The organism is Alkalibacillus haloalkaliphilus C5, from assembly GCF_000269905.1.
In the GTDB taxonomy this organism is placed as follows: Bacteria; Bacillota; Bacilli; order Bacillales; family Alkalibacillaceae; genus Alkalibacillus; species Alkalibacillus haloalkaliphilus_A.
Window position 1 is genome coordinate 1 of record NZ_AKIF01000155.1, and the last position, 6,824, is coordinate 6,824.

Consider the following 6,824-nt stretch of genomic DNA (forward strand, 5'->3'; position numbering starts at 1 on the left):
ACGTGATAAATTTTGCTGAGCGCTGATAATTTACCCGTGAACGCTGATAAATTTTTCTGAACGAACGATAAAATTCTCATGTGCGCCAAAACCCAAGAAGCGAGCGCCAAATAATTTTAGTGAACGCCAAAATACAAGAAGCGAACGCCAAATAATACTTCCGAGGGGAACTAATGCTATGGGCACACTTTCGAGAATAAGAAAATTTAGTCTTCTTTATTTCAGCAATGTTTATAACTTTAATCCTGATTGGTCTTATGCAATTTTTCCAACTTCCACAACTATTGAATTACATATTATTAGCGATTGCACTAATTTTCGGTGCTTTAGCCATTAAAGAGAGGATTAAGGAGAGTAAACAATGAGAAAAGTTGTGCTTATTTTCACAGTGCTATTACTGTTAACGGCTTGTAGTGAAGTAGGTGATTCAACTAAAGAGTACGAGGTCGATCAACATGATGGCATTATCGCGAAAAAGAGACAATTTGACGGAGAGCGCGAAGTGAAACAAATCCTCATGATCTCAGAGGTCGAACGAGAAGAGGTAAAAGGGAAAACAATTAGAGAAATCAATCAACTAGCCGGACTTCACGAATCAGCTACTACGCAGTAGACGAGGGTCAGTTTCAAGAACTTCAAATCGGCATGCATGTCGAAGTTTATTGGACAGGAGAACAACTCGATTCAAACCCGCCGCAACGAGGAGCAGACGAAGTTAATGTAGTTGAGTAGTTCCGATGTTGAAAAACAGTTGATTTACTAAAGTTATAATGAGATAGTTTTATTGAAGGAAAAAATCGCAACAGCAAGGAGGACCTTTAGTTGGATTATGTTATTAATATAAATAATTTAAGTAAGAGTTATGGTAATACACAAGCTTTAAAAGACATTACGTTACAAGTACCAAAAGGGCAGATTTTCGGCTTACTTGGGCCAAGTGGTTCAGGAAAAACGACGATGATCAAAACTTTAACCGGAGAATTGAAAAAAACTTCAGGTGAAATCCAAGTGCTTAATATGGATGAAGATCAGCTTTCGACCCCAAATTACAAGGCTAAAATCGGTGTCCTTTCAGATAACAGTGCCTTGTACGAACGTCTTTCAATCTATGACAATCTGAAACTAACTTGTAAGTTATATGACGTTAGTTTAAATGAGATCGATACGATTTTAGAAAAAGTCAACTTGATAGACGACAAGAAGAAAGTCGTATCGAAACTATCAAAAGGCATGAAACAACGTGTCATGTTAGCGAGAACACTGATCCATAAGCCAGATTTATTATTTTTGGACGAGCCAACATCAGCATTAGACCCTGGAAACGTAGATAAAATACATCAAATTTTAAGAGAGTTAAATGAGGAAGGGACGACAATTTTCTTATCCACACATAACATGGAAGAAGCAACGAACCTTTGTAATTGTGTAGGTTTGTTGTATAAAGGAATTATTCAAGAAATGGACCACCCAGATAACTTGAGATATCAACATTCGACTAATCAGTTCGAAGTTGAAACACATGACGGAGAATTAATCAAAATTGAGAACAAACCAGAAAATAGCGGTCAAATCGAACAACTTATTGCAAGTGGTCGAGTAAAACGAATGTATACTGACGATCCGACACTTGGCGAGGTATTTTTGAAAGTGACCGGAAAGGATTTAGGTTCATGAATACTAAACGAGTACTAGCCATTTTTGAAAAAGATATAAAAGATTTCTTTAAAAACACTTCACTTATTATCATGCCTGTTGTGCCTATATTGTTAGCCGTATTTTATAATGCACTGTTCGACGATTTTATTCCATTGTTTACGATATTTATCATTATTGGAATGGTTTTTGCAGGTGTGACCTCATACTGCATCATGATCATGATGGCAGAGGAAAAAGAAAAAAACACGTTAAGAACACTCATGATGTCACCAGCTAGCTTTTTAGACATTATCGTCGGTAAAAGCTTAGTCGCAATAGTGATGACAATCTCGACCTTATTAATCTCAATCGTATTCCTCGACGTGTATCATGTATTTAATTTACAAACAATACTAGGCAGCATCTTATTACTGTTATTCTTTATCTTATTAGGAATTGGCATTGGCTTATTTGCGAAATCTATTGCTGCTACATCAGTCTATATCATGCCAATCATTTTCATATTCGGGTTCTCACCAATGTTTGATTTATTCGGGTTAGAAGAAGGCCACTTCGTAAACGTTATTTTTGACGCTTTACCTGTATCCTTATTAATGCAAGCTAGCGATGAAGGTTCCTGGATGCCACTAATTTTGATTACAATTTGGGTTGTCGTAGCTTATTTATTTGCTTTATTTAGTTATCAGAAGAATAAAAATGATGACTAGATTTTTTGAAAAGATTTTTGGAAGTGGTGTACCTCAATTAATAGGCGAGGTACACCTTGCCCAAGTTAAAATACAACTGTTATCCAAAGTAATTATGAAAAGACCAAACAACAAGAATGATACTGATTAATCCCCAAATTACAGTACTCACGATCCACCAAACTACCGGATTCGTTTTTGTTGGACCTTCATCGCCTTCCATATTGACTTTAGCGAGCCTACTTTCCATGCTTCCTTTAAAAGAAATAAGAACAACAAATCCGATTATGATGAAACCAACAGTTATCCCCAGTAGTGAGTTCATCTTTTCTCCTCCATTCTTAGTCTAATTCCAATGGTACCATAAAATAGTAAAGCTCCCATTAACTAATGGGAGCCTTACTTCCTGTTAATGACTTCAACAGGTTTTAGTATTTGATAGTGATTTAGTTAAAGAGCTTGTACAAGTTCCAAGAATTAGCCATTGCGTATAGTAACCTAACACAATGGCTGAGTGGATCAAAGTTTAGTATTTGTGACCTCCATGACCCCAAGATGAACCAATAATAATCAACAAAATGAACAGAACGACAACTAAAGCAATGCCGCCGCCTTGGTGGTATCCGTGTGACATAGTACTTTCCTCCTTTTATAGTTACAATTACAATATATGTGCGAATATCTTTAATGTAAGGGCACCTGCGGAAATGGCTGAAGGTTTAGGAATTAAAACTTAATCGAGGAAATTAATTATAGGGCATAGGTTAATAGATCATAGGGGAGTTGAAATAGCTCATAGAACTCTGAAAATAGCTCATAGAACCGAGCAAATAGCTCATAGAAAGGCTGAAATAGCTCATAGAATCGCTCAAGAGCCGCATAGGCCCCAACCAAGACCCGCATAAAATCACCGGCCCATCATAAAGATCCACTAAACATAAAAGACGCGCCATACTTTAGCGCGTCTTCGTCATTAACCCACGGAAATTGAAAAGTAACTGATTAAGTTTATAATAGCAAATAGCTGAATAACAATACCTATAATGCTGCAAATCATTCCTGAAGTGGCTAGACCATCTTTCTCTTCAGAAGCTTGTTGCGCCTTCTTAGAAGTGACGACGCTACAACACCTAGAATGAATCCGATTAAAGGGACTAATATTGATAGGATCCCTAAAGTTAATGAAGCTGTTGAGTAGCTATTTTCCCCATTTTGATTTTCCATAAAACGTCCTCCAAACAAAGTTTAATTTATTCGGCAATAAGGGTTCTCTATCCTCTATCTGACATTAAGTTGCGAATGTCCAACAATAAAAGCGCTCCGTCTGACATTCAGCTCACTTTGTCCGACAATAACCCCACTTGATCCGACACTAAACCTTCCTTATCCAACAATAATTTATCCTTCACGCTCTGCGAATTTCTCTAGAACTAAGTAGTCTTCCGATTTATATTTTGGGACATCGTATTCATCTAACGCCTGATAAACCTCTTTTGGCTTGAAGGAGACAACTCTTATATTAAGCCTTCCCCGCAAGATTATTTTCGAAGATTTCTGCTTCCACCCAACGCGTTTGAAGCGGATCTCTTGAATATCGTCAACATGCGCTACTTTTTGGTGAACACGGAAGTTAAAGTAATAGATTTCATAAGTAATCGATTCATTATCTAACTTCAATTTAAAGTTAATAAAAATTGCAAATAAGAAAACTACAATTATTGTAATCTTAAGCGGATCGACAACACCTCTAGCAAGCTCAAACGCCATTGTTATAAGTAAAAACACAGCTAAAATCGCAACCCATAAGTATGGCCATGCTCGATAAACCATCACAATACCTCCATTACAAACATCACCTACATGTTAACATATTTTTCCTAACATCTTCACCTAAAAATTCAAAAATTCAAAATTCCCCTCCAGAAATGAAACTTTTCTCTATTTCAAACGTCTTATATAGATGTGGGAGGGGTGCGTATGCACGTTTTAGAAGTAAATCATCTAAAGAAATCGTTTGGAGCGGTTCAAGCGGTTAAAAATGTTAGTTTTCAAGTCAAGCAAGGTGAAGTGTTTACAATTATCGGACCGAATGGAGCGGGGAAGACGACAACACTTGAAATGATCGAAGGGCTCGTTCCGCCCGATCAAGGTGATATCACGTTTGGTGAATTAAATTGGAAAAAGAATGGAGAAGCGATTAAAAAGAAAATCGGTGTCCAGCCGCAGTTAAGTGCGATGTTTGATCTGCTAACACCAAGTGAACATTTGCAGTTGTTCGCATCTTTTTACGATAAAAATAGACCAGAAGAAGAGATTTTAAAAACGGTCAATTTAACCGAGCACAAAGATAAGCAAGTTCGTAATCTATCAGGGGGACAGCGTCAAAGGCTCGCAATCGGCCTGGCGATGATTGGTGATCCTGAAATTATATTTTTAGATGAGCCGACAACAGGACTCGACCCGCAAGCGCGCCGCAACTTGTGGGATATTATTTTGCGTCTAAAACACTTAGATAAAACGATTATATTAACGACGCATTACATGGATGAAGCCGAACAGTTAAGTGATCGTGTCTGCATTATCGACCAAGGTGAAATTGTTACGACCGATCAGCCAGATGCCCTTATAAAAAGATTAACTGTCGAGCGAGAAGTGCGTCTTTCATTTTTAGGACATGAAGAAGCGGCAATCGACTCGGAAAAAATCTTAAACAAACTAAGCGTCGTCTCGCACATTGATCGAGACTCAACCGAGTTAAAAATTTGGACAGAAGACCCTGAGTACACGTTACTCGAACTCTTTAACTATACGAAACAACAAAACTACCAAGTCGATCAAATTTCAATTCGCGAAATGAGCTTAGAAGATGTTTTCATAGAGTTCACAGGAAAGGAATGGCGAGATTAATGAATCAATTTAAGCAAATGTTTTTGATGCATCTGAAAATAACTTTTCGTGAAAAGCAGGCATGGTTTTGGGGGCTGTTTTTTCCAGTTATATTAATGGTAATTTTTATGTTCATTTTCGCCGATTCAGATGATGACTTTGAAGCATCTGTTGCGGTAGTAGAAGAGAATCCGAATGAAGTCTCAACGGCAATCTCTGACCAAATCGAAGTCATTCCAGTATTGAATGTTGACCATCAATTAGAAAGCCAATCAGAAGCAGAACAACTCATTAAAGACCAAGACGTCACAGCTGCGATTGTCTTGCCGCAATCAGAAGAAGATTCTGACGTCTTACTACTAGTCAATGCCGAAGACGAACAAAGCACGACCACCCAAGTTGTATCAGGCGTTTTAAGTAACATTGTCCAACAAATGAACTTGCAAGTTGTTGGCGCTTCCGAAACGTACGCAGTCGATTTCCAAACGGTTACAACTGGTGAACACGAATTAAGTTACCAAGACTTTTTATTGACAGGTCTAATTGCATTAGCCGTCGCGCAAGGTGGCTTGTTCGGCATGATTGACTTAGTTGATATGCGTCGAAAAGGGCTTATTAAACGCCTCCGTATGACACCCGTTAATATGAGCTTGTTCGGACTAAGTGACATGATGATGCGGTTACTCTTTAGCGTCATTCAAATTTTCGTCCTCGCATTAATAGGTGTTTTCTTATTTAATGCAACGTTGCATATAAATATATTAGGCTTGGTCGTTTTATTTATAGTTGGCGCACTATCATTTAACGCGATCGGCTACTTTATTTCATCATTTAGTAAAACAACGGAAGCTACATGGGCGTTGCGAACATTTTTAGCTTTTTAATGATGTTTTTAAGTGGCATATTCTTCCCAATTGAAATGATGCCAGAGTGGTTGCACCCTGTAGCACACATCCTGCCTTTGACATACTTTGCTGAAGGCTTACGCGACACGATGGTATATAGTATCGGAGTCGAGTCTAGTGCCATATGGTTCCACATTGGCGTCATGGCTTTATGGGGCGTTGTGGCCTATATCATTGGTTCGTGGCTTTACCGTCGCAATTCGATCGTAGCGACGCGATAACATAGATTGTAAAAATGGAAAGGGGAAATGTGATGCAAGAAGTTAAAGAAGCTCGTTCGATTACCAATAAGCTAACATGTGAAAAGATTACATTTTTAAAAACGAGTCGCCAAACAGGTGGAAATTACGAGTATATCGAAGTTGACTTACCACCAGCAGGAGAAGGCCCACCACTACATTTTCACAAAAACTTTGAAGAACTATTTGAAGTACGAGATGGCCAACTTAAAGTAACGAAAGGTAAAGAAGAACACATACTAAATCAAGGAGACAAAATGACCGTCGCAAAGGAAACGCACCATACTTTTTCAAACGCATCAGACAAAAACCCAGTAACATTTCGAGTGAAAATTACACCAGCCCATCAGTTCGAAGAGTCAATGCGGATTCTTTATGGACTGATGATGATGGCGAAACAGATGACAAAGGCGTCCCGAAAAACAAGACATACGCAGCCATAGCATTAGACA

General features: G+C 38.2%; 10 protein-coding genes and 1 pseudogene. 7 read left to right on the top strand and 4 right to left on the bottom strand.

Features of this window, described 5'->3' with window-relative positions; genetic code table 11:
• Positions 1 to 361 precede the first annotated feature (361 nt).
• The 4 genes from A194_RS0113535 to A194_RS0113545 all read left to right on the top strand — a co-directional run bounded on the left by A194_RS0113535 (position 362) and on the right by A194_RS0113545 (position 2,363).
• Positions 362 to 613 (top strand): membrane lipoprotein lipid attachment site-containing protein, encoded by a 252-nt coding sequence (locus A194_RS0113535; RefSeq protein WP_017187355.1) that lies wholly within the window; start codon positions 362 to 364, stop codon positions 611 to 613.
• Between the two features lie 32 nt (positions 614 to 645).
• The gene (locus A194_RS21410; protein ID WP_423734752.1) at positions 646 to 732 is read left to right on the top strand and encodes a hypothetical protein; all 87 of its coding nucleotides are present in this window, start codon (positions 646 to 648) and stop codon (positions 730 to 732) included.
• A gap of 90 nt (positions 733 to 822) precedes the next feature.
• Positions 823 to 1,674 (top strand): ABC transporter ATP-binding protein, encoded by an 852-nt coding sequence (locus A194_RS0113540; RefSeq protein WP_017187356.1) that lies wholly within the window; start codon positions 823 to 825, stop codon positions 1,672 to 1,674.
• A complete protein-coding gene (locus A194_RS0113545) occupies positions 1,671 to 2,363 on the top strand; it encodes an ABC transporter permease (RefSeq protein ID WP_017187357.1) in 693 nt (230 codons plus the stop codon). The genes A194_RS0113540 and A194_RS0113545 overlap by 4 nt, the downstream gene beginning before the upstream one ends.
• Positions 2,364 to 2,442: 79 nt before the next feature.
• Here A194_RS0113545 and A194_RS0113550 read toward each other — a convergent pair whose 3' ends face one another.
• From A194_RS0113550 to A194_RS0113565, 4 genes are all read right to left on the bottom strand, one after another.
• The gene (locus A194_RS0113550; protein WP_017187358.1) at positions 2,443 to 2,667 is read right to left on the bottom strand and encodes a hypothetical protein; all 225 of its coding nucleotides are present in this window, start codon (positions 2,665 to 2,667) and stop codon (positions 2,443 to 2,445) included.
• Between the two features lie 201 nt (positions 2,668 to 2,868).
• Positions 2,869 to 2,976: a YjcZ family sporulation protein gene (locus tag A194_RS19890; protein WP_017187359.1), complete on the bottom strand. Its 108-nt coding sequence runs from the start codon at positions 2,974 to 2,976 to the stop codon at positions 2,869 to 2,871.
• Between the two features lie 434 nt (positions 2,977 to 3,410).
• A complete protein-coding gene (locus tag A194_RS20840) occupies positions 3,411 to 3,566 on the bottom strand; it encodes a hypothetical protein (RefSeq protein WP_017187360.1) in 156 nt (51 codons plus the stop codon).
• 174 nt (positions 3,567 to 3,740) lie between these two features.
• Positions 3,741 to 4,172: a hypothetical protein gene (locus A194_RS0113565; protein ID WP_017187361.1), complete on the bottom strand. Its 432-nt coding sequence runs from the start codon at positions 4,170 to 4,172 to the stop codon at positions 3,741 to 3,743.
• Positions 4,173 to 4,319: 147 nt separating this feature from the next.
• Between A194_RS0113565 and A194_RS0113570 the strand changes: the two genes are divergently transcribed.
• From A194_RS0113570 to A194_RS18565, 3 genes and pseudogenes are all read left to right on the top strand, one after another.
• Positions 4,320 to 5,249, top strand: a complete 930-nt coding sequence (locus A194_RS0113570; protein ID WP_017187362.1) for an ABC transporter ATP-binding protein — start codon at positions 4,320 to 4,322, stop codon at positions 5,247 to 5,249.
• A gap of 107 nt (positions 5,250 to 5,356) precedes the next feature.
• Positions 5,357 to 6,354, top strand: a pseudogene (locus A194_RS18560) (ABC transporter permease).
• Between the two features lie 32 nt (positions 6,355 to 6,386).
• Entirely contained in the window at positions 6,387 to 6,815 is a 429-nt protein-coding gene (locus A194_RS18565) for a cupin domain-containing protein (protein ID WP_017187363.1), read from the top strand.
• Positions 6,816 to 6,824 lie beyond the last annotated feature (9 nt).

What these genes read in the sequence shown, in the direction of transcription:
- A194_RS18565 (WP_017187363.1), top strand. Translation starts at nt 6,387, where the DNA reads ATGCAAGAAGTTAAAGAAGCTCGTTCGATTACCAATAAGCTAACATGT.
- A194_RS0113570 (WP_017187362.1), top strand. Translation starts at nt 4,320, where the DNA reads ATGCACGTTTTAGAAGTAAATCATCTAAAGAAATCGTTTGGAGCGGTT.
- A194_RS19890 (WP_017187359.1), bottom strand. Translation starts at nt 2,976, where the DNA reads ATGTCACACGGATACCACCAAGGCGGCGGCATTGCTTTAGTTGTCGTT.
- A194_RS0113565 (WP_017187361.1), bottom strand. Translation starts at nt 4,172, where the DNA reads ATGGTTTATCGAGCATGGCCATACTTATGGGTTGCGATTTTAGCTGTG.
- A194_RS0113545 (WP_017187357.1), top strand. Translation starts at nt 1,671, where the DNA reads ATGAATACTAAACGAGTACTAGCCATTTTTGAAAAAGATATAAAAGAT.
- A194_RS20840 (WP_017187360.1), bottom strand. Translation starts at nt 3,566, where the DNA reads ATGGAAAATCAAAATGGGGAAAATAGCTACTCAACAGCTTCATTAACT.
- A194_RS21410 (WP_423734752.1), top strand. Translation starts at nt 646, where the DNA reads ATGCATGTCGAAGTTTATTGGACAGGAGAACAACTCGATTCAAACCCG.
- A194_RS0113535 (WP_017187355.1), top strand. Translation starts at nt 362, where the DNA reads ATGAGAAAAGTTGTGCTTATTTTCACAGTGCTATTACTGTTAACGGCT.
- A194_RS0113550 (WP_017187358.1), bottom strand. Translation starts at nt 2,667, where the DNA reads ATGAACTCACTACTGGGGATAACTGTTGGTTTCATCATAATCGGATTT.